We start from the raw sequence: 22565 nt of genomic DNA on the forward strand, positions 1-22565 counted from the left end.
CTCCCGACTCTACGAATGGGATCGGAAAGGCGGTCCATCCCGAAGTCCTTCGATCGGGGAACGGTATCTTGTCCGCCTGTAGATGGGCGCGCGATCGATTACGGCCGATGCCGGCTTGGCGATATCGATCCAATCGACGAGCGTCAGCAGACCATGCTTCGGGAGCGGTCTGCTGTAACAGATGCCGACGCTTATCTGGAATGCGCGCAACGCGACGCTGTCGTTGAGGTCGCCGTCGGCGTCGTGCGAATCCAGGATGAGGAACCGGGCACCGCTCCGCTCCAGTTCGACGATCGTAGCGTTTGCGCGCTCTGTTAACACGACGGTCGCCCCTAGCACGACGAAGAGCGGGCGGAGCTGGGCGGCCGTCTCTGGCTTGTGTTGTATGATGACCCGGTATCCGGCAAGCGGCTGCGGCGACGACAATTTCGGACCCTGTGTGGCGTGGTGGGATAAGCATGAATCCTAGCTTCAGGTTTCAGTCGCGTTAACATCGTGTCCGGGAAGAAATCGTCCGCCTGCGCTGCTAGGTCAGGCCGTCGATTGGAACTGCCTTGGCTGGGAGCCACGTATGAAGCGCGCTTCTACGGCACTTCCCAGCAGCGCGAAGTTTCGTCGGTGACGACGAGGCGCAGCACCGGCGATCGATTGCTTAGGTGGAGTGATCCTTCTCGCTCCGCTCCGCTAGATCCGCCGGCCCATTCGGATCCTTCTCCTTGGATTGTTGACAACAGCCCCTCGAATGAACATGGCGCTCACCATATGAGCATAGCGCTCATGATTCTCAATTGGAGCGGGAATACGATGGCAATTCTACGATACGGCGAACCTGACAGGAATTCTTCCTTGCGGTCCATAACGGCCCGCGCTCGCGCCTTGCGATCGCTGTCGGTCGACCTGCGAACGATCGTCATGTCCAGGGCGCTGCCGATCCTCGACGAAACGGAAGTGCCGATCGTGGAGGATTGGTTTGTCGACAAGCTGATGCTGCCGACGCTCGTCGGCCACATCCACTATCCTGGGCACTCCGATCCAAAGGCCTCGGGCGAATGGCGCTTCACGGCCCCGATCGAGCTGTTGTCGCTTTCGGGCGGGTGCGCGCTCGCCACCTCTCGATGGTATCGCCTCGGATCGCCGCTCCCTATCGCAAACGACACCCTGGCTGCCTGGAGCTTTCCCGATGAGCCGTGATCGACGTCTAGGCCGCCTTTCGCGTCGCGGGCATCTAGTCGAAACCCTGAGCAAGGGCCCGGCAATGTTTCTGGCCTATTCATGCATCTGCCGAACACTGCGATCCCAGTTTCACCTGATGAAGGGCTATCCGTCGACGGTGATCTTGCTGGCCCCCGACCTGAAGACTTTTGGCGTGCATAGAAGGGCCGCGGAGCTGCTGCTCGACGGACGCGCTCTGAAAGGCCGGACCTACGTCGAAGGCCGCGCCGTCGTGCATGCCATCGAGTCTCATAAGAACAGAGACGACGGCCGGCTCACCGAGGAACTTGCAAACTGCAACGTCGTCCTGATTCTTGCTCGTCACCTTGACGTGGTGCCGTCGGAGCTGGCCGCAACGGCAGACGCCACGCTCACTCTCGAACGGCCGGATGCACGAGTCATTCATGCGGCACGAGCGCTTCTGCGGCGCAAACCGATCAACGAGCAGGCAGCCGCCGCCTTGGCGGATTGCGACTTCCATGTCCTGGCACGTGCTCTCACGAAACATCGGTTGGGAATCCACGACGCCGCTGCGCTGAGAAAGCGATCTGGGGGAATTTCCGTTGGGGGCCCTTCCCTAGATGACATCCCCGGCTACGCGTCCTTGAAACCTTGGGCGCGTTCATTGACCGAGGACCTGGCAAAAGAACGCTCCGGCGAGATCGGGTGGCAGGACGTCGATCGCGGTCTTCTGATCTATGGCCCTCCTGGAACAGGAAAGACCTTCTTCGCCACGGCGCTTGCGCGGTCCTGCGGCCTTCCGCTGGTCACGGCGTCGGTGTCAAAATGGCAGTCGGCCGGCCATCTCGGCGATCTCCTTGCCGCGATGAAAGCGACCTTCGAAGAAGCCCGCTCTCGGCAGCCCTCGATCTTGTTCCTGGACGAGCTGGACTCGATCGGTGACCGGACCAGGTTCAGGGGGGAACACGGAGTCTACTCGACACAAGTCGTCAACTACCTGCTGGAATGTATCGACGGCGTCGAGGGACGAGACAAGATCGTCGTGGTCGCGGCGACCAATTTCCCGGAGGCGATAGACCCGGCGCTCCTTCGAAGTGGACGCATCGAACGTCACGTGCGACTCGATCTGCCGGATGCGGACGAGCGCGCCGACATCCTCCGCTTTCATCTAGGATTTGCCTGCATCTCGGACGGGCTGCGCTCGTTGGCCGCCGATCTGGACGGATGGACGCCCGCCGATCTGGAACGATTGGCGCGAGACGCGAAGCGTCATGCCCGAGCCAAGGAGCGACCGATCAAATTAGCCGACGTCATCGATGCGCTTCCTGCACTGCGAACGCTATCGGACGAAACCGTCGCGAGGGTATCGATACACGAAGCGGGCCACGCCGTCGTCACGCTGCTGCTCTGGTCGGACATGAAGGTCGCTCTATCTGTGCGGAGGAACTACAGGCCTACCGCGTCGACCGAGCGGCTTGGCCACGCACGATTCTTCCACCCCGACCCCGAAGTGCATACTCGCGAATCCTTGGAAAATTCGATCTGCGGGGCCCTCGCGGGCGCAGCGGCCGAAGAGCTGGTACTGGGGGCGCACTCCAACGGTGCCGGGGGGAGACAGGGCAGCGATATCGAATACGCAACCCGTTTGGCGACCCTGATCGTGGCGTCGTACGGAATGGGCGAAAGTCTGCTGTTCGCGCTCGAGGAAACGAAGATCGAGGCGAACACGGCGCGTCGCCTGCCCGGTCCCATGCAATCCGAAATCGGCGGTATTATGCGAAAGCAGTTCGACCGGGCGAAAGCTCTTCTCTCCCAGCACGTCACGATCCTGAAATCGCTCACGGACAATTTGCTTGAGAAAGAGACCCTCGCCGCCGACGAGGTCGCAACGCTCTTCCGGCGGGGTGCGTCGACCATTCTCAAGCGGTGAGACAGGCCGTCTCACCGATCTGGGCGTACCATGGCGACTGCCGGCCCGTGGCCGGCGTTGCCGTCGATGAAGACCACCCCTTGCCCCTCGAGGGCGTCCCTCACCTTTTCGATCGCGTCGACCAAGACGTTGGATTCGCCCTTCTCTAATCGAACAATGATCTGACGGCTGACGCCCGCCAAGGCCGCCAGCTCGTCCTGGCTAAGTCCTGCCAGGGCGCGGGCCGCCCTGAGCGCGCTCATGATTTCCGACGTCGAATCCATACCCGGAGCAGGCGACAAATAGCGGGAATTGTCAACAATTAGGATAAAGGATTCGCGCCGTTGCGCGGAGCTCTCACTTGGGTGGTCGGCGCTTCAATTTCTCCCTCGGTCGTCCCTCGTTCACCCGTTTGCGGGACAGAGGATGTCCGTGCTCCGGGCGTTGTTCAGACGGAGGTTCGCCCGCGCTCTCGTTCCCTGATGGCGGCGCCTTCGTCGGGTGCTGCAGGCCTTTCTCAAAAGGAGGCTCGTTCAAAGCGGATCTCCCACGTCCGTGCGCGCCGACATTCTACACCCCGCCCTTGATATTGGCCAGCGATCACGGTGGAGGCGCTAGACCCCGAGCATTCATGAAGGCTTGGCAAGATGGTCGCGCGAGCCCCGCCCAGCGCCACGCCACGGCTCGTTGACCACGAGGCTGTCACGCCTCTGGCAGCAATGGCAGGACCCGCTCCGCTCCCCCATCTGCGAGTACGCCTGGGCATTCGTCCGGCGGAATGGTGGGTGCGGATCAGATCGGAAATGCGGCCGCTCCGGCGCAACGCCAGCAGAACTATCGGTCCGCTTAATCCGCTTTGAGCTGTCGCGTCGCCGATGTTTACGGCCGGCTAGACGCCGCATCGCAAAGGTGCCATTTCATCTGGTACCCGTAGTCGTTCTTGTGACCATAACACCAGCCGAACGTGTCGAGCATGGCACCAATTTCTTCCCGCCGCGCACACGCCGACTGCGTCTCAGGACTGTCGGGATTGGTGCTGCCGCGGCATTCGCCGTTCTCCACATGCCACTGGCTAATGATCCGGTCCGGCGCCTGGGCGCCTCTGTCCGTCGCAAGCACCTTACTGTTTTCGGATTCGATCTGGCTCGTTGCAGGATTCCAGACGAGCGTAAACTCAGCCATCCCGGAGGAGGTCTTGCCTCTTTCACGGCTTCTTGCGAACCACTCGACGACGCCGGATACGTCACATTTCTCCGCACATACCGCCGCCTCGGATCCGGGCTTGACGCTATAGATGCGCTCCGGCCATCGCTGCGCGAACGTCGCCTTGTCCTTCATGACGGCGTCGCGGTCGACTACCTTGCCGTAGAAGGTCACCTGGTCCTCATATGCTTTGTGCATGAAGGCAAGCGCCGTCGCATTATCGCGTGACCACGCCTCATGGTATCGCCGAATAAACTCAAGCGCATTGTCGCTAGATGTGCGGGGCGCAGTCGCCGTGGCCTCGGCCTTTGGGTTCGGGCTGGAGACTGGATTATCGGCTTGCTGAAAGGATGGGGCTGTCTGTGCCGTGACAGCATCGTTGGACGTGATGATGTTCCAGTCGCGCATCTCGGCCGTCGTCAGGTACCGCATGTCCGAGCTTTCGATCGACAGGCTGAGCCTGAGCAGGTTCGGGCTCACTCCCATGTCGGACAGATAGCCGATGATCTCGCCGGTCATCGTCTGCACCGTGGCGACCGCGGTCTTGTTGTCGAGTGCTGCGTCGTCCGAGAAGGAAGCCTGATGGACGCCGATCGAACCAGCTTCGGCCGAGCGCTTCACGCCGCCAAGAAATGCGAGGGCGCATGCCGAGGCGCACTGCGTCGATCGGATCTGAACGGTGTTTGCCGACAACGCACGGATCGCTCGTCCGATTTTGATCGCAGCCACGACGCTTCCGCCATTGGAGTCAAAACTAATGACGGTCGGCTGATACTGTGAGTACACGGCGACGAGTTTCATCGGATCGTCGGAGGGTTCGAAATCGCCCCTGATGACCAGGAGCCGTCCGCCATCGTTGAGAGATAGCTGCTCATACGTGATCGCAGCGGCCGCATTCCGGGCATCGACGCCCACTAGCGCCAAGGCGATCACGAGAATGGAGAGAAGATCTGCAATTAGGCTCGTCGGGCGCGGCTGTGAGCCATCAATCACAACAGACTCTCCTAACGTAGGTGTTGCCGATGGTGACCATCGAGTCCTTCGCGATCAAGCCATGGCTCTTCAGGGCATTGGAAACATCCCTCGCCTCTTGCTCTGTATAGAGGTCGCGCAATGTGACGGCGAACCAGCCATTGGCAGCTAGGTGCACGTTCAATGGCACAGGCGACCCCTTCACGAATTCCTGGGCGTCTGGCAACGAATTGAAGCTTTTTACCTGAACATAACGTTGCTCGCCGGAGTCCTCTTCGAACTGGCTGACGTGAACCCATGAGTAGTGCATGAAGCCGATCAGCCCGACGACGGAAACCTTGTACCAATCCCCGCGGACATCGAGAATGTCGACGGATGCGCCGTTTCCAGCATCGCCGATCGCCTTGGCATCGGCGTCCGCGGAAAGCTTGACCGGAGCCCTGCCCTTGGGATGCCGGACAGTGCCATCTCTCGCGAGAGGAACCTCTAACGACGGATTGGCCTTCGCCTGGGCGCCGCGTGGTGCCGGGGCATCTCGCGCGATGTCGCGAGGTTCCGCCTTTGTCGACAGATCAGGTGACCGCGAGCCGGTCGTGACCCGATACTTCGCCATCTCGCTTCCTGAAAGGTAACGAATGTCGTTGCTGTCGTAAGAAAGTGAGAGCTGGAGAAGCGCTGGATCGACCCCCATCTCCGAAATGTAGCCAATGACCTCCGCAGTCGTCTCCTGTACGGCGGAGACGGCGTCGTTGATCTCCATACCCTGAGTGTCATTGAAAGAGGATTTGTGAACGCCGATAGAGCCCGGCTCGGCGAGACGGCTGACGCCTCCGAGGAACGCGAGGGAACAGGCCGACGCGCACTCCGCTTGTCGCACCTGAATTGTCGAGAGCCCGAGCGAGCGGATGAGGCGGCCCAGTTCAATAGCCTTGGCTACATTGCCGCCGGGACTATCAAAGCCTATGACGGCCGGGCGTTCGCGCGCGACAATCTCCCTGAAGCGTGCGAGATCGTCGGTGTACTCGAACGCGCCGCTAACGGTGACGAAAGCCCACCCGGCGTCTGTGTGATGAGCGGCATATTCCAGCCCAGCATTTGCTTGATCTACCGCGGCCCCAAGGAACATCGCTACAGCAGCGACCGGAAACTTTAACGACATCTGAGACACCCCAACTCAGGAGATCAAATGCACAGTCCACTTCAGGTCGCAAGTCAGCTTTTGGTTAGTTGTATATAAGGGTAAATGGGCGACGATGCTCATCGGCAAAAAAATCGGTTGACGACATGGTGCACCATTTTTTGGACTGATCGAACCAACAATTGGATCATCTCGTTCGCCAAGCGGCGTTCCGGTATCACTGCTGTGTTTGGAATCATCCCGGTCATTCGGCATATGGGGCGGCGAAAGAAGACGTCGGGAACGAGAAGCGGTGTCGCGAAGATCGCAAGGCCGTCGACGCGGCGAAGGTAGGACAAACACCTGTTCTTGATCCGCTGGATTTGAAGCGACCGCTTTCCCTCCGCGACGAAATCCGCCTCGACGACCGACCACCAACCGACGACGTTTCTCGCCCTGGCTTGGATACGCACGATCATCTTGCTGATATCGTCACGGCTGAGGGCCACGCGCGCACTGAGTTCTTCAACCGTAGCCGGCTTCGTCTTGTTGCCGGTGCAAGCTCCCGCAGCGGCGAGCAGAGCGGCGTAGAAAGGGCTCGAGCACGCCGCGAATTCCGGGTCGAGATTTTCCAGCATCGTCACGATTTTACCGATCACGGTCGCTCGATAGCTTTCCAGGTCGAACGGGACGCGCTCGAACGTCAGTAGATGCGCGTGGGACTTGTCGAACGCGCCGGTGAAGTCCGCTTCCAGCGACTTCATCAACGCCTCCTGGTCCGCGGAACAAAGATCGGCGACGGATAGCTCGCCGTCATGGAGGCCGACGTTCTTGGCAGCCGCCAGCGTGGCGCTCAACGGCCGGTTAGACAAGATGGACGCCCGTCGGATTTCCGGTCCGAACTGGGCGACGTTGTAATAAGCCTTGCCGACGATGGATTTTGGAAGCTCGCCCTTGGGACTCCGCCTCGCGAGCCTCTTGGCGGTCCAGGTCAGTTCGCCGCTCGACTTGATCTGATAGAAGGAAAGTTCCGGACCCTCGCCTTCCTCGACAAGAACCACGAGATCGTCATGGTGATCGAACACCGCGACGAATTCCTTACCGTGCTCGTGAAGCTCGAGAACGCGCGCCATTGAGACGTTTACTTGGAAGTCGAATGCCGCAAATGCCGGCCTGAAATGAGCTGCCCGGCAATCGATCAAGGGGAATATGTCTACGACTGGAAGAAGACGCGGTCGGATCACATGCACTGCGAATTCGTCGAGTCACCCCGATCTGATTTGGCCTGTCAATGCAATGAGCCCGAAGATGGCGCGTTTACGCGCGTGGCGGCCAGCCCGACGTAAGTGCCGATCAGAACGGTCGCCATCTCCTCTACCGAGCGGCATCCCTCGTTGTAGAGTTCGATTGCGGCATCACACAAAAACGAGGATGCTTGATCGTCCCACTCCACTTCGTAGTGCCGATACCATTCACGGACCGCCTTCGACATCAGCAGGTGGTCTTCCTGTATGCACTTGGACATGCGTTACCCCAGACATGGAGGCGGCAGGGCCTGCGTGGCTATGACTGCTTCCTACGCGACAGCGGCGTCGCCTGATCCCAGACCCAGGAAGGGCAGGACAGCCACAGCGAGTATCTTGTCCCGTGGACAGGACAACACCGCTCGGCCGCCTAACGGCGACCAATCTCGGCCTCGACCTTCTTCCGTGAGTTTCCAGCGCTCTTCACGGCCTTCTTGACGGCATCTTTCGAGACGCCTTCCTTCGTTGCTTCGTACTTGACCTCGTGATCCTGGCCGCCGGCCACGCGGGCTCGATCCTGTGCGCGGCCGCGGGATGTCGGTGTCTGTGCCATCGGGCTTCTCCTTCGAATGAACGTCCGCAATAGAAACTCACAACGATTCCGGTGGTTCCCGGAAGATAGTGGATGATGATGCTGCGCTTGAAGCGGCTGCGGAATTCCCTAAGCGAGGTGGCCGGCATGGTGCTGGAGGAAGGCGGTTGCTGTGACTCTCGAACTAAACAATCTCCAGCGCTTTCCACCACTGTCGGGCGCAATTCGACCAGCGGAGACGGCGGAATCAATTTGGGAGAGAAATTCCCTAAAGTATTGAAAAATGATTCGTTTTGAGTCGGAACGAATCACCCTGACACGTCTTTGAGTCGCGGATTAATGATTCGGAGTATTTGTCATGCCCTCAGGACAGCGTGCGCAGTGGAAAGGCTATCTGAAGTTCGGCGAGGTAAGCTGCGGCGTCGCTCTCTATACGGCAGCCTCGACTAGCGAGCGGATCACCTTCAACACCATCAACAAGGCCACGGGCAACCGCGTCAACCGCATCTTCATAGACAGCGAGACCGAGGATCCGGTGCCGAAGGAAGCCCAGACCAAGGGCTTCGAGATCGAGAACGGCCAGTACATCATCATCGATCCTGAGGAAATTTCCGCCGCGATCCCTGAGAGCAACAAGACGCTCGAGATCGAGGCGTTCATCCCGTGCTCCGACGTCGACGACGTCTACTTCGACAAGCCGTACTACCTCACGCCCGACAAGATGGGCGGAGACGCGTTCGCGGCTCTCCGCGATGCGATGAAGAAGTCGATGGTCGCGGCCATCGCCCGGACCGTCCTGTTCCGTCGTATGCGTACGGTGCTGATACGGCCGCACGGCAAGGGCCTGATCGCCAGCACGCTCAACTACGACTACGAGGTTCGTTCCTCCGAGAAGGCTTTCGAGGAGATGCCCAAGCTCAAGATCGAGGGCGAGATGCTCGATCTGGCCAAGCACATCATCAGCACCAAGAAGGGCGAGTTCGATCCGGCCACCTTCGACGACCGCTACGAAGCCGCCCTCGCGGATCTGGTGAAGGCGAAGCTGGAAGGCAAGTCGCTTCCGAAGCCGAAGAAGGTGCAGGTCTCGAAGCCCAACGATCTGCTGGCCGCGCTCCGCGAGAGCGCAGGCATGATGAAGGCCGCTGCGGACCAATCGAAACGCACTGCCGCCAACGCTAACACTGGCACTGGGAGGCAGCGCGCCGCGCGCGGGGCGGCAGCGAAGTCCGCCGCTTCAAAGGCTGCCCCGCAGCGCAAAGCCAGCTAGGGAGATAGACGATGGCTCCGAAATATTACTGGAAAGGCTATCTCAAACTCTCCCTGGTCACCTGCCCCGTGGCCATGACCCCGGCCACGAGCGAAAGCGAGAAGGTTCGCTTCCATACACTCAACATGGAGACGGGCAACCGCGTCGTCTCCCGGTACATCGATTCCGTTACGGGCAAGCCCGTCAAGGACGAGAACGAAGCCAAGGGCTACGCTCGCGGAGAGAATGACTACGTTATCCTCACCGACGATGATCTGGATTCCGTTGCGCTCGACACGGTAAAGACGATCGACATCGACAAGTTCGTTCCGGCCGACAGCATCGAGTGGATCTACCTTGAGAAGCCGCATTACCTGATGCCGGACGACGCCGTCGGCAACGAGGCATTTGCGGTGATCAGGGATGCCATGAAGGCCGACCAGGTTTTCGGCGTGTCGAAGCTCGTGATGGGACGCCGAGAGCGGGCGGTCGTCCTGGAACCGCGCGGCGAAGGCATCGTGCTCTGGACGCTGCGTTTCGGCGACGAGGTTCGACCGGAGGAGAATTACTTCGAGGAAATCGACGAGAAAGCAGATCCGGATCTCATTCCCCTTGTGCAGCAGCTTATCAAGAAGAAGACCGCGCGTTGGTCTCCGGATATGGTGAGTGATCCAATCCAGGAGAGCCTGCTCAAGATCATCGCCGAGAAGAAGAAGGCGCTGAAGCCGAAAAAGGCGGTGAAGGGGAAGGCGGCCGAAGTCGCTCCGAAGTCCAATGTGGTCAGCATCATGGACGCGCTCCGGAAGAGCGTCGAGGCAGATCTCAAAGGTAGGAAGTCAGGGTAGTCAGATGCACTTGCTGGAAACCAAGGTTGCACACGAGACATCGGGCTGGCGAATAGATTTCGTTGGCGACGACGGGGAAGCGGTGGCGATCAAGGTCGCGGACGGTTCACGCTGCAATCGAAGACGAGGCCATTGAGCGTGCGAAAGAGGTCATGGTTAGTTGACGGCATATGGAACGCGTGGTGGCGGCCGGAGGCGGAAGCTCGATTGGGGTCGCGTCATCTTCATCGCGTCGGAATCTGGCTTTAACATTCCTGTCGAGATGATCCACTACGGCGTCGGCAAGACGGCAGACATCGCGGCTGCCCGCGGCCTTGCTATCCCTCCGTGTGCATGACATCAGTGCCGTAAGACTGTACATTCCATTTGAAGCACTTGCCGTTTACTCGGGATTTGTCACAGATGTCCTCTTCGCTCACCACCAGACGACTGATGGCCATCCTGACGACGGACGTTGTCGGTTATTCGCGCATGATGGAAGCCGACGAAGAAGGAACGCTGGCAAGCGTTAGTCGCTTGCAAGAAGAGATCCTCAAGCCTCGAATCCTCAAGAGTGGCGGTCGGACAATCAAAGTTATGGGTGACGGCCTACTTTCGATATTCGAAAGCCCGGCCGTCGCCATTTCGACGGCGTTACAGGTACAGCATCTGTTGGCAAGCGAGGCTGTAGCTGCCAGCGGCACCGACACCCTTCGAATTCGGATTGGCATAAACTATGCCGAAGTCATGATCACCGAGGACGATGTATTCGGCGACGGCGTGAATGTTGCGGCGCGCCTCGAACAACATGCATTACCGGATGGCATCTGCATCTCAGAGGCAACGCACCACATCCTCCCAGAGGAATTGCAGCGGCTGTTTGTAGATGGAGGACTGCTACATCTGAAGAATATTTCCAGGCCGGTGCGTGCATGGCATTGGCCTCGCACTCCCACAATAGAGCAGTCAATTCGAACTGTCGTCGCCGTCCTTCCCTTTCAAAGCGCAGATGAAGCAGCGAACGAGTTCCTCGTCGACGGCTTTACTGAGGACATCATATCCGGTCTTGCAAGATTCAGGAGCCTGTCGGTGATTGCGGTGTCCTCAGCGTTTGCGTTCCGGGATCGCTCGGAGAGTTTAAAGGAAGTTGGGCGCAAGCTCGCTGCCAACTATCTCGTGACAGGCAACATGCGTCGGTCGGGAGACGAGGTTCGGATCACTGTGCGGATGATCCAAGCCGACAATGAGCGGTTGGTCTGGTCTGAGAAATATCAGCGGCAAGCGGCAGATATTTTCGGCATCCAGGACGAGATCGTGAAAATGATTGTCGCAAATCTCGTGGGCCAAATCGAAAGCTGCGATTATCGAGAGTCCCTCCGGCGGCGGCCGGCCAGCCTCGCTGCTTACGAGTATTATCTGCGAGGGCTCGTGCATCTCAGAGGCTACGAGCCGGATGACAACGTCAAGGCAGTGGAGATGTTCGAAGCAGCGGTTGCCGGCGACGGAGGCTTTGCACTGGCACACGCTCATCTTGCGTTGGCGAGGATAGCGGTCGCCGGCTATGCCAACGCGCCGGAGGCTGTACTTCGCGACGGGATCGCCCTTGCTCGTCATGCCGTAAAGTTAGACGAGGGAGAGGCTGGCGCCCATCGTGTACTCGGGCTCGCTCACCTTTACTTGAAGGATTTTGACAACTCCGAGAGAGAATTCCGCCTCGCATATAAGCTCAATTCCAGTGATGCCCATGCATTGGTCCAGCTCGGCGGACTTCTGGCAAGGCGAAACCGTATAGACGAAGCGCTTCCGTTGGTCGAAGAAGGGATGCGGCTCAACCCCTACCCGCCTCACTGGTATCACGCAGTTTTGGGTAATCTTCTCTATTTTAAGGGCGACTACGAGCAGGCCCTAGCGGCGCTGAAGCAGCTACCGAACCCCGGAAAATATACCAGCACCCGCATGATCGCCTGCTTGTCGATGGCGGGCCGCTCCCCGGAAGCTGCCGCACTTGCCAAAAGCGTTCGCGAAAACCATCCAGATCTGACGATCAGGGAGTTTTTGGCGCGAGGGATCGTGGTCGAAACCGCCGAACAGACTGAGAAGTTCAGACAGGGCCTGTTGGGAACGGGATTACCGGAGTGATAGGACGTCGTTGGCCACGTCCGGAGGCCGAGGAGTATGGCCATGCCATGCAAGCTAACAAGCCGCCCGTCCTCGTCTCTGGGAAAACGGAGTAAGTCCGGACGCCGGGTAGTATGGGCTCGGGCTCAGGTGGCGGATTATCGAGCGGGGGCTCTGGCGGCGGGACGATTGGTTCGAATGGAACTGACATTGACATTACTCCTCGCCGCCTGAAAAAAATGCAGGGCGTGCTGGCAGGTTCCGGTCGGTCGAAGGCCAGCATCGGGGGTCAGTGGAATCCATTTTCTGGACTGATCGAACCAATGTCTGGACCGGATGCTCAAGTTGTGGCTGGCAAACCGCGCGTCCCAATCGACAAACGCTTCGCTATCCTCCGCTGACGGAAACCGCCTTTAGTCAGGAAGTCGAACATGTAGCGAGCCCCCAGCTATACTGAGGCTAGGCCACGACTGCTTCATCTGGCATCGCTCCTGTATTGCGAGTCAGATCCCGCGGTTCCAGTATCGATTAAGTTAGTGTCGGCGGAAGACCTGAATCATTGAGATTGCTTGCATTTTACCGATCAGCTTACCGGCCAAGAAAGAACCGGTGTCGTATGCACGTCCCGAAAGGGGACACTCCACGTGGGCGACATCGAAATCAAGGCGAAGGCGCTTTCCGACGCCCGAGCACGCATCACGAAGCTGCGGAAGCAGATGACCGAACGCGTCTGCAGATGGCAGCCGAGGTCAAAAAGCTGATGGAGATCGTCCCGCCTACAGAAGCGAGGGCCTTCCTGAAGGCAAGATGCAATCTTCCGGCCTTCGAGCTGTCGCCATACGTGGGATTTCCGAAGGCGCTAAAGGGCTCCAACGACGTCCTTCGAAAGGCCCGTGCTTCCATTCCTGTCATCAAGGCACTCGTCTCGGCCGACGCCGAGGCCCGGCAGGAGATTCTCGAACGATTGAAGATCGGAGCCCTGATGGCTGCGAACGGATGGTCGGGAGCGAAAGAATTGCTACGTGCGATGCGAGCACAACCCTTCTATGATCGCTTCGGGAGCCTCATTCAAATCGGAGCGCTTTCGTCCACGCTTCGCGGGCGCACTGGTAAGGGCCGGTCCAAAGAAGGCGCCCGCCGGAGATCAAAAGGGTTCACCTAGGCTCCAATACCGAAGGCGGCGCCGACCGACGAGGACGCCGTGAACGAGGGATTTGTCCCCGGCTTGACGTTGTTCATGCGTGCTCGGCTACAGGACTTCCCTGATTGGCACTTTGTTGAGGGCTTTGAAATGGCTGCCGAGCAGATCGGTAACGCAGTTACGGTCAGAGTATCGAAGGCGTCGGCCTGACAACGGTGGCGGCACTGAAAGGCCTGGAAATGGGCTGGCAAAACTTGATCGGCCCGAGGCAGGGAACTTCGCGCTCAGTTATCGAAAGTCCACCTCTGGCTCCCGCCGACCACGCTGAAGAACAGAAAAGCGTCGCCATCACAGCTTAACAATGAACAGGGATAGGAAATCCGATGCCAAAGTTATCAGTCGCGATGATATTCCTTGTCACCCTCTGGACTGTCTCCGCTGAGAAATCATTCGCAGCAATGTGGCTGGTAAGGGGGCCAGCCAATACTAGCATGGCTGCCGACCCCGCATGTAAAGTTCGCGACAACGAGCGCAGCGCGCCTGACGACCACCATCTGTGGATTGACTGCGGGATTGGCGAAAAGCATGTCACACTTTTGATCTCTTCGGTCGCGCCTTTCGTTGCAAAGGACTTCACCTTCAAAAACGCCGTCCCGATGTTTGAGAAGATTACCGCCGGAACAGAATGGTCGGCCTTCAAGGACAAGGTTAAGTTCATAGGCGGTACATCTTTCGCAGGTTTCGAGCCTTTCGCTCAAATGAGATTGATTGGCAGGCTGTGTGACGTCGGGGAGCAATGCCCGAACCCACGGGAAAGAATCGTTGCCCTCAAGATGCTTGGAACTTCCAGGGTGACGGTTTCGCTGATTGTGATGGGAGACGTCGAGCCAAAAGACTACATTGTGCATGGGAAGCGCGTTGCAACTTACCGGTATTTCCCAGACCCCATTGCTACCATGGTTGACACATTTAACTTCGCGACGATACAAAACGCACCATACTAGACGCAGCGCCCGTTAAGGTTTCAACTCCTCAACGTCGTCTCACGGCCGCCCGGTATGGCAGGGTCTTGAAGCGGACACATTGCTTGACTATCTAAGGCTCATCGGCGTTGCTGGTGAGTGCTCCACGTGAGCGTTCGCGACTGCCGGAGTCGCTAATCTTACTTTTGACCACGGATGTACTGGCACTGGTATGAAGAGCGATGTTTGAAAGGTCGGTGCGATTTCGCCCCGGCCTTTTTTATTGCTCTCATGGCAATGCGCCAGGCCATTCGATCGACGGTTCCTCGGCCTCGGCGCCTGGACGATCTGCGGCTGGATCGGGGTCGCGCTCGTAGGCGAATCGAAGGTTGGCAATCTCCTCGACGATTACGTCGTAGACGTCCGACTGTTTCGCACCTTTCACGACGAACGAGTCGACGAAGTCCCCGAGCTGGTCACGAAGCCTCGTCTTTCCAGTTGCCGCTCATCATTCGTCCTCTCGCTGAAGGCGGATGCCTTGGCAAAGCATCTCCCAAGTTGGGCAATGGGATGACGTCCTGCTGGTGGGCGCGGCGCCCTCGTCCGGTTCAGGATCGGGATGTGGTTCTTCGCCCGGAATGCGACCTGGATCGGGTGGTGGATTGTCGAGCGGCGGCACGGATGGTGGCGGCACGATCGGTTGTTCAAAGGGAACTGACATTTGGCATTCCTCCTCGTCGTTTGAGAACGCAGGGAGTGCCGGCGAGTTCCGGGATGGCCGAGGACCTCCTTCTTCAGTGGAAGTTCCGGCTTTTCACCTTCAAGGTAACGATATGCAAGTCCGGGATTTATCCCGAGCCCGAGACTATGCCGAACCATTTTCCTAAAGCCCGCGATTTCCGGTAGGTCCAGATCGCAAGCTCGGCATAATAAACGGTCTCGGAATAAGTGGCGGGACCGTAGCCCAAGACATTGGGATACTGGAGGCGGCGCTTCAGCCACGAAGGCACGAGCTTCAGCAATCGCTCTAAGGCAGGCCTCTTCACCGCTCCAACGCCAAAAGCGTGCATGTGATTTCAGATGCTCGGCCGGCCTGTGACCTACCGTCCAACTCCGTGCGCAGACGACCATCCCGAATGCCCTGCGTTTCTAAAAAAAGAAAGCGTCTTCTTTCCAGCACCTGTCTACCTCGATCGTAACCGGATCCGGAAAGAGGCCGCGGACAGGCATACGCGGCCCCTTTTTCGCTTCTCGTTGGCCGCCCTAGGCGACGGCCGCGCTGGCTTGCACGGTGGTGAGAAGCTTGACAAGCGCCTGCGCTCCCGCGGTGGAAGATGCCGGGTTCTGGCCGGTGATCAGCCTGCCGTCGGTGATAGCGAAGCTCGCCCAGTTCGCCTTCTTCTCATAGAGACCGCCGAGCCGTTTGAGCTCGTCCTCAACGAGGAAAGGAACAACCGTCGTCAGTTGCACTTCCTCCTCCTCGCCATTGGTAAAGCCTGTTACCCGCTTCCCTTTGACGATCGGCGCGCCTTTATAGGTTACGCGGTGAAGCACGGCCGGCGCGTGGCAGACTGCCGCCACCGGCTTGCCGGAGTTGTAGAAGGACTCGATCAGCTTGATGGACTCCGGATTGTCGACGAGGTCCCACATGGGTCCATGCCCGCCCGGATAGAAGACGGCGTCGAAATCTTCGGAACGGACTTCGCTCAGCTTCCTGGTGCTCGCAAATACCTTCTGCGCAGCCTCGTCGGCCTTGAAACGCGTCATTGCGGGCGTCTGGTTTTCCGGCAGATCGCTCTTCGGATCGATCGGAGGTTGACCACCTTTGGGGGAGGCGAGCGTCAAGTCGACGCCTGCGTCACGGAAGACGTAGTACGGTGCTGCGCCTTCCTCCAGCCAGAAGCCAGTCTTGCGGCCCGTGCTTCCGAGGGTGTCATGCGAGGTGAATACCATGAGAATCTTCATGCGTAGGCTCCTTCCACTTGTCTGGATTCGCAGCCGGTCGGCTGCACGACTGGAAGCATGTCTTGGATCGGCTGGCTTTGCATGTGCACGTTAGTATCGCCGATACTTTAGTGTTGGTGACGAAGACCAGGACGTCTGTGCCTATCGGAGCTCGCCTGTCAGGAACTGAGCGTTACCCATGCCGAACGACCAGTCTTCATCCGAGTTGATATGCAACGAGACCATCACGTCGGATGGCGGCACATCGCAGCGAGCCTGGAGCGCGCGCGTGAGGTTTGAATAAAAAGCCACCTTCGCATCGCGAGATCTCGGACGGCTGGTGATTTCGAGCAGGATAAATTTCTCGGTCCGGGCGATGTCGAGCCCGGTGTCGAGCGCGCGAAAATGCGACCCCTCGTGCTCTTGAAGTATCTGGTACCGATCTCTCAGTGGAACTCCGAAAGACGCCACGACGACGTCGTGGATGGTGTCAAGCAGGACGTCGACCTCCTGTGGAGGACGACCTTTCAGGACATGGATTTTGACGAGGGGCATTGGCGTCTCCAAGATAACCGAACACGGCTCGCCGAGAACTATCCTCCTTGAAACAATCAAAGCTATTGCACGATGGTATCCCGACGCCTCACCGTCCGGGAAGCGATAGCCGAAGCTGATTGGGATCGGTCGGCGTCGAAAAGCACAGACCGCCGGTGATCACCGGCGGTCTGCATATCCTTCATAGGCGACACTCTGGGGTCAGGCGATGCCTTCGGCCTTCTTCTTCCGGTATTGAACGGTTGGAAGGCCGCCCCAGCCCCAGTTGTCCAGGTCGACTTCCTCTATCACCACGTAAGTCGATTCCAGCGGCTTGTTTAGGACGTCGAGCATGACCTGGCTGACGCCGGCGATGATTGCTGCCTTCTCCTCGGGAGTGACCGAAGTGCGATCAGGGGTCGTGCCTTCACGGGTTACTTGTACGGTGACTATGGGCATTTCCTATTCTCCTTGTTCGATAACCTCATTGATCGGCTAGGCGCCCATTGCGGCGAGGTGCTTCTCAAGTTCGTCGACGTGAGCGTACCCAGCGCCGACCTTGCGAAGAGTTTCACCCTTCTTCAAAAACAACGTCGGGAAGCTCGAAACACCCATTGCCCGCACCGTTGCGAAATCCGTCGCGGCCTCTTCGATCGTGCTCCGTTTATTCCACTCTGCCAGGAATTCCTCCGAGGCGACGGGATGACCGAGTTCGGCGAGTGCGCGAGATCCGGTCTCAGCCAGTACGGCGCCGTCCGTGGTGTCGAGCGCGTCGACGTAGAAGGCATGCTGGAATGCCCGGAAGACGCTCAGAAGATCGGCTTCCGGCCTGAGGATGCGGGCGGTCACCACTGCGCGGCACACGGGTTCCGTGTCATAGACAAAGTCTTTTCTGGCGAGAAGGCCTTCCCGGTTGAACAGCACGCCGCTGGCTTCCTCGACCTTACCCCAGTGGTGCAGTCTGAACTGCTTGCCCGCGTCGTCGAGAACGTCGGTCGCGCCCGCGCGCAGTCCACCGAGAATGATCTTCAAGGATAGGTCCGGACGTCGCTCAAGCAGCAGTCCCATTTGCTTGCCGAATCCATAGCACCAAGAGCACATCGGATCGGCGGCTAGTACAAGTTCCATTGTCTTTCCTTTCACTCGCTTGTCGGGCGCGCGGCATATCCACGCCACGTGCCCGCTTCCTGGTCGAGGCCTACCAGCGGCCGGCGTTCTGGCCACCGTCGACGTGTAGGATCTCTCCAGTGACGAAGCTTGCGCTCTCGAGGTAGATCACGGCCTCGACGATGTCGTTTATCTCGCCCATGTGGCCGACCGGATGCAGCGCGGAGAGGAATTCGTGGGTCTCTGGAGCATGCATCGGGGTCTTGATGATGCCAGGAGACACGGCATTCACCCGGACGCCCGTCTTGGCGAACTCGATCGCCAGTTCCTTCGTGACGGCGTTAAGACCGCCCTTGGTGAGCGAAGCAAGGGCCGTGGGGACGCTCGACACCGGCTGGTTTACGAGGCTGGTCGTGATGCTGACAATGTGGCCGGAGCCCTGCTTGAGCATCTCCCTCGCCGCCCGCTGCGTGATGTGAAAGAAGCCCGAAACGTTCACGCCGAAGTTCAGGTCGTAGTCTTCCTGAGTGAAGTCGACGAAAGGCTTTGCAGTGAACACGCCCGCGTTGTTGACCAACGTGTCAATCCGGCCGAAGCGTTGAATCGCCTCGCGGACGACGCGCTCTGCGGTCTCGGAATTGGAGATGTCGCCCGCCACGGCATGTACGCTGTCATCAGAACCCTGTTTGATCGAACGCGATGTGGCGACCACGCGATAGTTCCGCTCGCGATAGGCGCGGACCAGACCTTCGCCGATGCCCTGCGATGCACCGGTGATGATGGCGACCTTCTGCTGATTGCTCATGATATTACATCCTTTCAATTGCAGCGGTCCTTGTGTGGGCCGCCCTACGCCCTCGGCGTCGGTGCTACTGATTTAGATGCTCTCGCTCATCGGGAGAATTGCTAGGCAGCGGCAGTCACTGAACCGTTTTTCGGCACAATCGTTAGCGCGGTCGTCCGTCGCGGTGGACGGGGTCACTATCCCCACACCGCCTTAGTTAGTTCTTTCGTAAAAGCGGAATCCCCCTTGCGCCCCGGCAGGCGGGTCGTGATCTCCTGAACAGTCCACTCGTTTCCATCCGGGTCATGAAAAATAAAATAAGATGCGTAGCTTTTCCGCTCCGGATTCAGTCCAGCCGTGATGCCCACGCCGTTGGAATGATGAAAAATCCCGCCAACATCATGGAATGGTTCGCTCGTTTCGACGCCTCGGGATGCGAGATCGGCACGTGCTGCCGGTAGATCCGAAACAACCAGGTGCAATCCCCGCGATGAACCAGCGGGGGCCGCGGTTATGTTCTGCCCGAACATCACGGAGCATCCAGATCCAGGCGGAGTGAACTGCACGATACGGTAGTCGTCGCCTTGAAAATCGATATCGAAACGCCATCCGAGTGCTGCGTAAAAACGTTTGCTTCGGTCGACGTCGGAGACGGCGATCACCACAAGCTCGAGCGTCATCGCAACACCCGAGATGGTCTGCGGGGCTTCCTTGATGGATGGTCTCAGTTCGCTATCCATATCAGTGCTCCTTTGAGATGATCGCCGACGGATACTTAAGGTGGCGACGTGGCCCAAGCTTATAAACTCGCACTACGCCCGCCATTGCACTTAGGTATCGCCGGTCTGGGCGCGAGCAGGACGCCGTGGGTGGGATGTACGACACCATCGTACCGTAGCACCGTCGAGCGGACGAAATCATCATAAGCCTCCGTCGCGTTAGGCGCCCAAGGCTGCGGCGAAACCCATCCGTCATTCCAGAACAGGCGAGTCAAATGGCAAATACGACAACAGTAGCCGAACCTTCCGAGCCCCCGCTCAGCACCGCAGGAGAACTGCACGAACGAGGCAGGCACCTCGACCTTGCGATAGAGGCCCTTCGTACCAAGGTCAGAAACAGGGAAGCCACGGGCTGGTTTGCTTACAAGCACGAAAAAGCACGTGGGCCAGAGCGGCCCGCTTCCTAAAGTTGTTCGAGCATACACGACCGTGGCCGTGGCAGGCGAACGTCCAATACCAAAGTACACTTATGGGGGCTGCGCGGACCGATTAGCTTTACTCATCGCCCACCCCTCCTGGGCGATAAGCTCTCAAGAGCACTGCGCTCCAGCACTCCTCCCCTCTGCCGGAGCGCGCGGATCCGCCAAGGTCCGCCAAGGCCGTCTCCACCCGCCCGGAGACGGCCTTCTTTTGAAGTCACACTTCCTTAGCAGGCGTCGCGCACGTTCACGGGGATCTGGCGATCAATATCTATCCGACCATGCCACCAGCGAAGAAGGAACTATCATGAAGAGCAAACGTCCGGACGGAATCAAACGTTACGACCACCCGGCCGGCGGCTGGGACGCGCTTAAGGCCGTTGCGAAGACGCTTGCCCATCAACAGATTGTCGCGCAAGGCAGCAAAACTCTTCTCAAGGCCAACCAGCCGGAGGGATTCGACTGCCCAGGTTGTGCATGGCCCGACCCCAAGCACACGTCGTCGTTCGAATTCTGCGAAAACGGCGCCAAGGCGATTACGTGGGAGTCCACCGCGAAGCGGACCGACGCCGAGTTCTTCAAGCAGCATAGCGTGTCCGAGCTCTGGACGTGGACGGATCATGAGCTCGAAGACGCCGGCCGCCTGACTCTGCCGTTGCTGTACGACCCAGGCACCGACCACTTCGAACCGATCGCGTGGGACGCGGCATTCGCGCTGATCGCAGTCGAGTTGAACAAGCTCGACGATCCGGACCAAGCCGAGTTCTACACCTCCGGCCGTGCCTCGAACGAAGCAGCGTTCCTTTATCAGCTATTCGTCCGCGCCTATGGCACCAACAATTTCCCCGATTGTTCAAACATGTGTCACGAGGCCACCAGCGTGGGGCTTCCGAAATCCATCGGCGTTGGCAAGGGAACCGTCACGCTCGAAGACTTCGATCATGCGGACGCGATCTTCAGCTTTGGGCACAATCCGGGCACGAACCATCCGCGCATGATGTCGACATTGCATGAGGCGGCGCGCCGAGGCGTTCCAATCATCGTCTTCAACCCCCTGAAGGAGCGCGCGCTTGAGCGGTTCGCCGCACCTCAAGATCCGGTCGAGATGGTCACCATGTCCTCAACGCCGATCGCTTCGGCCTACCATCAAGTCCGTGTCGGCGGGGATCTGGCCGTTTTGAAAGGTATAATGAAGGCGGTGCTCGAACGAGACGTAGCAAGTCTCGCCGCGGGCGACGCCGGCATACTTGATCGGCCCTTCATCGATCAACACACCTCAGGATTCGACATCCTACGTGCGGATATCGATGCTACCACTTGGCAAGAGATAGTCGCTGTCAGTGGCCTAACCCGGCAGGCCATCGAGAGCGCGGCCGACGTCTACGCGAATGCGAGGAACGTAATTGTCTGTTATGGCATGGGCATCACACAGCACGCCAAGGGCACGTACAACGTCCAGCAAATCGCGAACCTCCTGATGCTGCGAGGAAACATTGGTCGAGAGGGTGCGGGAATCGCGCCCATCCGAGGCCACTCCAATGTGCAAGGAGATCGGACGGTAGGAATAACCGAAATCCCCGACAAAGCGCTTCTCGATGGCATGGAACGCACCTTTGGTTTTCGCCCGCCGAGCGACAAAGGTCACAACGCCATCGAGGCCGTGGAGGCCGCCATCGATGGCCGAGCGAAGGCGCTGATCTGTCTTGGCGGGAACCTCGCGGTCGCGATGTCCGATTCCGGGGCCACATTTTCGGGCATGCGGAGCCTTGATCTGGCCGTCCATATCGCAACGAAGCTCAACCGCTCCCATCTGCTGACCGCGAAAACCACTCTCGTTCTGCCATGTCTCGGACGGACGGACCGCGATATCCAGGCATCCGGCCGCCAAGCGGTCACTGTCGAGGATTCGATGTCCATGGTTCACGCTTCGCGAGGGTTTCTTCACCCACCTGGCGAACTTGTCCGCTCCGAGCCGGCGATCATCGGAGGGATCGCAAGAGCTACGCTTGGTGACCGATATGGCATAGACTGGGAGGGTATGGTAGCGGACTACGACCGCATCCGCGACAAGATCGAGGAGGTGTTTCCCGACTTCCACGAATTCAATACTCGTGTGCGCAAACCGGGTGGCTTTAGACTTGACGTCGCTGCTTCATTTCGCCGGTGGAACACGCCTGAGCGAAAGGCGAAGTTCCTCCCGTCTCCCGGTCTCTCCGAGGATACGCCCGCCGAGAGCGAAGGCGCCTTGATGCTGACGACTATTCGAAGTCACGATCAATATAACACCACCATCTACGGATTGGACGATCGTTATCGCGGCGTATTCGGTCGGCGCGACGTGGTTTTTATGAATGCGGAAGATCTCGCGGGTCGAGGCCTTAAGGACGGCGATCGCATCGAGGTCCGAGGGCTCATTGGTAAGCCCACGGTGAAAGCCGTCTTGCGATGACGGGCTACTGACTGGCAGTCCTAGTGGTAACGCTAGGAGTAGTCATAT

At 58.9% G+C, this 22565-nt stretch carries 21 protein-coding genes and 3 pseudogenes; 10 read left to right on the plus strand and 14 right to left on the minus strand.

Annotated features, from left to right (window positions below; genetic code table 11):
* Window positions 1-9: 9 nt before the first annotated feature.
* On the minus strand, window positions 10-426 hold the full coding sequence (locus tag BS629_RS31485) for a hypothetical protein (RefSeq protein ID WP_077988726.1): 417 nt from the start codon (window positions 424-426) through the stop codon (window positions 10-12).
* A gap of 420 nt (window positions 427-846) precedes the next feature.
* Here BS629_RS31485 and BS629_RS31490 point away from each other — a divergent pair, with 420 nt between their 5' ends.
* Both BS629_RS31490 and BS629_RS31495 read left to right on the plus strand, forming a co-directional pair.
* Entirely contained in the window at window positions 847-1191 is a 345-nt protein-coding gene (locus tag BS629_RS31490) for a hypothetical protein (protein WP_108565362.1), read from the plus strand.
* A 64-nt stretch (window positions 1192-1255) separates the two neighbouring features.
* Complete coding sequence (locus BS629_RS31495) at window positions 1256-3103, plus strand: AAA family ATPase (RefSeq protein ID WP_158081468.1); 1848 nt, start codon at window positions 1256-1258, stop codon at window positions 3101-3103.
* An 11-nt stretch (window positions 3104-3114) separates the two neighbouring features.
* Here BS629_RS31495 and BS629_RS31500 read toward each other — a convergent pair whose 3' ends face one another.
* The 6 genes from BS629_RS31500 to BS629_RS31530 all read right to left on the minus strand — a co-directional run bounded on the left by BS629_RS31500 (window position 3115) and on the right by BS629_RS31530 (window position 8231).
* Window positions 3115-3345: a helix-turn-helix transcriptional regulator gene (locus tag BS629_RS31500; RefSeq protein ID WP_245315120.1), complete on the minus strand. Its 231-nt coding sequence runs from the start codon at window positions 3343-3345 to the stop codon at window positions 3115-3117.
* Between the two features lie 616 nt (window positions 3346-3961).
* The gene (locus BS629_RS31505) at window positions 3962-5278 is read right to left on the minus strand and encodes a COG3904 family protein (protein WP_077988730.1); all 1317 of its coding nucleotides are present in this window, start codon (window positions 5276-5278) and stop codon (window positions 3962-3964) included.
* Window positions 5271-6416 (minus strand): COG3904 family protein, encoded by a 1146-nt coding sequence (locus tag BS629_RS31510; RefSeq protein ID WP_077988731.1) that lies wholly within the window; start codon window positions 6414-6416, stop codon window positions 5271-5273. The genes BS629_RS31505 and BS629_RS31510 overlap by 8 nt, the downstream gene beginning before the upstream one ends.
* Before the next feature lie 98 nt (window positions 6417-6514).
* Window positions 6515-7507 carry a dsDNA nuclease domain-containing protein gene (locus BS629_RS31515; protein ID WP_077988732.1) on the minus strand — a complete coding sequence of 331 codons (993 nt, stop codon included), beginning with the start codon at window positions 7505-7507 and terminating at the stop codon, window positions 6515-6517.
* A 155-nt stretch (window positions 7508-7662) separates the two neighbouring features.
* Window positions 7663-7899, minus strand: coding sequence for a hypothetical protein (locus BS629_RS31525; RefSeq protein WP_077988734.1), 237 nt, complete (start codon window positions 7897-7899; stop codon window positions 7663-7665).
* Between the two features lie 149 nt (window positions 7900-8048).
* Window positions 8049-8231, minus strand: coding sequence for a DUF3606 domain-containing protein (locus BS629_RS31530; RefSeq protein ID WP_077988735.1), 183 nt, complete (start codon window positions 8229-8231; stop codon window positions 8049-8051).
* A 72-nt stretch (window positions 8232-8303) separates the two neighbouring features.
* Between BS629_RS31530 and BS629_RS38700 the strand changes: the two genes are divergently transcribed.
* The 7 genes and pseudogenes from BS629_RS38700 to BS629_RS31560 all read left to right on the plus strand — a co-directional run bounded on the left by BS629_RS38700 (window position 8304) and on the right by BS629_RS31560 (window position 14543).
* Entirely contained in the window at window positions 8304-8507 is a 204-nt protein-coding gene (locus tag BS629_RS38700) for a hypothetical protein (RefSeq protein ID WP_108565361.1), read from the plus strand.
* 61 nt (window positions 8508-8568) lie between these two features.
* A complete protein-coding gene (gene ku / locus BS629_RS31535; RefSeq protein WP_077988736.1) occupies window positions 8569-9477 on the plus strand; it encodes a non-homologous end joining protein Ku in 909 nt (302 codons plus the stop codon).
* A gap of 11 nt (window positions 9478-9488) precedes the next feature.
* On the plus strand, window positions 9489-10301 hold the full coding sequence (ku, locus tag BS629_RS31540) for a non-homologous end joining protein Ku (RefSeq protein ID WP_077988737.1): 813 nt from the start codon (window positions 9489-9491) through the stop codon (window positions 10299-10301).
* Between the two features lie 4 nt (window positions 10302-10305).
* Window positions 10306-10494, plus strand: a pseudogene (locus tag BS629_RS40385) (hypothetical protein); the annotation flags it as partial.
* A 6-nt stretch (window positions 10495-10500) separates the two neighbouring features.
* Window positions 10501-10620 (plus strand): annotated as a pseudogene (locus tag BS629_RS38705) (oxidoreductase); the annotation flags it as partial.
* Between the two features lie 83 nt (window positions 10621-10703).
* Entirely contained in the window at window positions 10704-12419 is a 1716-nt protein-coding gene (locus BS629_RS31550) for an adenylate/guanylate cyclase domain-containing protein (protein WP_077988738.1), read from the plus strand.
* 1503 nt (window positions 12420-13922) lie between these two features.
* Window positions 13923-14543, plus strand: a complete 621-nt coding sequence (locus BS629_RS31560; RefSeq protein ID WP_077988740.1) for a hypothetical protein — start codon at window positions 13923-13925, stop codon at window positions 14541-14543.
* Between the two features lie 247 nt (window positions 14544-14790).
* Here the strand turns inward: BS629_RS31560 and BS629_RS31565 are convergent, their stop codons facing one another.
* The 7 genes from BS629_RS31565 to BS629_RS31600 all read right to left on the minus strand — a co-directional run bounded on the left by BS629_RS31565 (window position 14791) and on the right by BS629_RS31600 (window position 19610).
* Window positions 14791-14946, minus strand: a complete 156-nt coding sequence (locus BS629_RS31565; RefSeq protein WP_376775201.1) for a hypothetical protein — start codon at window positions 14944-14946, stop codon at window positions 14791-14793.
* An 818-nt stretch (window positions 14947-15764) separates the two neighbouring features.
* Entirely contained in the window at window positions 15765-16466 is a 702-nt protein-coding gene (locus BS629_RS31575) for a type 1 glutamine amidotransferase domain-containing protein (RefSeq protein WP_077988742.1), read from the minus strand.
* A gap of 141 nt (window positions 16467-16607) precedes the next feature.
* On the minus strand, window positions 16608-17000 hold the full coding sequence (locus BS629_RS31580) for a tautomerase family protein (protein WP_077988743.1): 393 nt from the start codon (window positions 16998-17000) through the stop codon (window positions 16608-16610).
* A 201-nt stretch (window positions 17001-17201) separates the two neighbouring features.
* Window positions 17202-17438, minus strand: coding sequence for a tautomerase family protein (locus BS629_RS31585; protein ID WP_077988744.1), 237 nt, complete (start codon window positions 17436-17438; stop codon window positions 17202-17204).
* 36 nt (window positions 17439-17474) lie between these two features.
* The gene (locus BS629_RS31590; protein ID WP_077988745.1) at window positions 17475-18107 is read right to left on the minus strand and encodes a DsbA family protein; all 633 of its coding nucleotides are present in this window, start codon (window positions 18105-18107) and stop codon (window positions 17475-17477) included.
* 70 nt (window positions 18108-18177) lie between these two features.
* Window positions 18178-18891 (minus strand): SDR family NAD(P)-dependent oxidoreductase, encoded by a 714-nt coding sequence (locus BS629_RS31595; protein ID WP_077988746.1) that lies wholly within the window; start codon window positions 18889-18891, stop codon window positions 18178-18180.
* A gap of 176 nt (window positions 18892-19067) precedes the next feature.
* Window positions 19068-19610, minus strand: a complete 543-nt coding sequence (locus BS629_RS31600) for a VOC family protein (protein WP_077988747.1) — start codon at window positions 19608-19610, stop codon at window positions 19068-19070.
* 765 nt (window positions 19611-20375) lie between these two features.
* Here BS629_RS31600 and BS629_RS31605 point away from each other — a divergent pair.
* A pseudogene (locus BS629_RS31605) lies at window positions 20376-22502 on the plus strand (FdhF/YdeP family oxidoreductase); the annotation flags it as partial.
* Window positions 22503-22565: the final 63 nt, after the last annotated feature.

Source organism: Rhizobium leguminosarum bv. viciae USDA 2370 (genome assembly GCF_002008365.1).
Taxonomy (GTDB): Bacteria; Pseudomonadota; Alphaproteobacteria; order Rhizobiales; family Rhizobiaceae; genus Rhizobium; species Rhizobium leguminosarum.